Origin of the sequence: Methanoregula sp. (assembly GCF_002835825.1) — an archaeon.
Classification (GTDB): domain Archaea; phylum Halobacteriota; class Methanomicrobia; order Methanomicrobiales; family Methanospirillaceae; genus Methanoregula.
In genome coordinates this window covers 1-1,521 of the sequence record NZ_PIZH01000494.1, presented here as the reverse complement: position 1 = coordinate 1,521, position 1,521 = coordinate 1, and the positions used below count along the sequence as shown (strand labels likewise).

Genomic DNA, 1,521 nt, shown 5'->3' with positions numbered 1-1,521 from the left:
CCGCTGTTACGGATTCAGTCATGGTGGTGGATGGAAGTCGCCTGGGCCTACTGCTGATGCTGTCACAGCGTGTCCGGTTGACCTGCTAAAACCGGACCGGGTATCAAAAAAATGTGTCATCCTTTCCGCGGCGTGCATACGGAATGATTGTATTTTTAAACATCCATGAATGATAATGATGCAGCACGTGTAATGCAATGGCAGACCGGGATCCAGACAATTCCTCCCGAGCCATTACGTTACAACGGACATCACTTCATCATCCTGGTGTAGCTAAAATGAGAATTCTTCAGGGCTATCCCAATATACGGGGGATGAACATGCTGCCCCCCGCAATAGCATTGTTCACTGCAATCCTTAAGCAGCGGGGACATGTTGTCGGTCTCTTCGACTCAACCGATTATCCGAACCCTGAGGACGATCATTTTAACAGTGACAAGGAGAAGGAAGCCAACCTCAATGTCCGTCCTTTTGACGACACGCTGCTGAAGGTTTCGTTCATTGACCGTGATGTTTTCGATGCATTTGAGGAGTGCGTGCAGGAATTCCAGCCGGATCTCATGGCTATGTCATGCACTGAGGACATGTTCCCGATTGGAATACGGCTCCTTGAGCGGACCGGTCATCTCCATATCCCTACCCTGATCGGTGGCGTATTCCCCACGTTCGCACCGGATCTCGTCCTGAGTCATCCCGAGATCGACATGGTCTGCATAGGTGAGGGAGAACATGTCCTTGCCGAACTCTGCGATCGGATACAGCGTCGTGAGCCCTATGACAATATACCCGGTCTATGGATCAAGAAGGATGGGAAGATACGACGTAATCCCGTGGGCCCGGTTGTTGATATCAACAAAAATCCCCTCCTCGATCTCTCCCTCTTCCATGAAGGCAGAATGTACCGCCCCATGCAGGGAAAGGTCTGGCGGATGTTCCCTCTTGAAACCCACCGCGGGTGCCCCTATACCTGTACCTATTGCAACTCCCCGTCGCAGCAGGAGATGTATAAAAAAGAGACCGGATCGAATTTTTTCAGGAAGAAGAGTTTTGAAAAGATTCGCGAGGAGATCATCCACCTTCGGGATAATTCTCGTGCTGAAGCCTTTTATTTCTGGGCTGACACGTTCTTTGCGTATTCTGACAAGGAATTCGACGAATTCGTTGACATGTATTCTGAATTTAACATTCCGTTCTGGTGCCAGACCCGGCCGGAAACCGTTACCTATGACCGGGTAAAGAACCTAGACGATGTGGGCATGTTCCGCATGGCAATCGGCATAGAACATGGCAATGATGAGTTCAGGAAGAGGGTGCTTAAAAGGAATGTCTCGAATGAGACCATCATCACCAATTTGAAAATCGTGAACAAGGCAAAAGTTCCGTTCAGTGTGAATAATATCCTGGGACTCCCGTACGAAACCCGTGAGCTGACATTCGATACCATTGAACTCAACCGGCATATCCAAGCAGACGGGAGTAATGCCTATTAATTCAGCCCGTTCCACGGCACTCACCCCAGGG

At 49.8% G+C, this 1,521-nt stretch carries 1 protein-coding gene; it reads left to right on the top strand.

Going from position 1 to position 1,521, the window contains the following annotated elements; translation table 11 throughout:
- The first annotated feature begins 320 nt into the window (after nucleotides 1–320).
- Nucleotides 321–1,490 (top strand): B12-binding domain-containing radical SAM protein, encoded by a 1,170-nt coding sequence (locus CW742_RS12635; RefSeq protein ID WP_292420894.1) that lies wholly within the window; start codon nucleotides 321–323, stop codon nucleotides 1,488–1,490.
- Nucleotides 1,491–1,521: the final 31 nt, after the last annotated feature.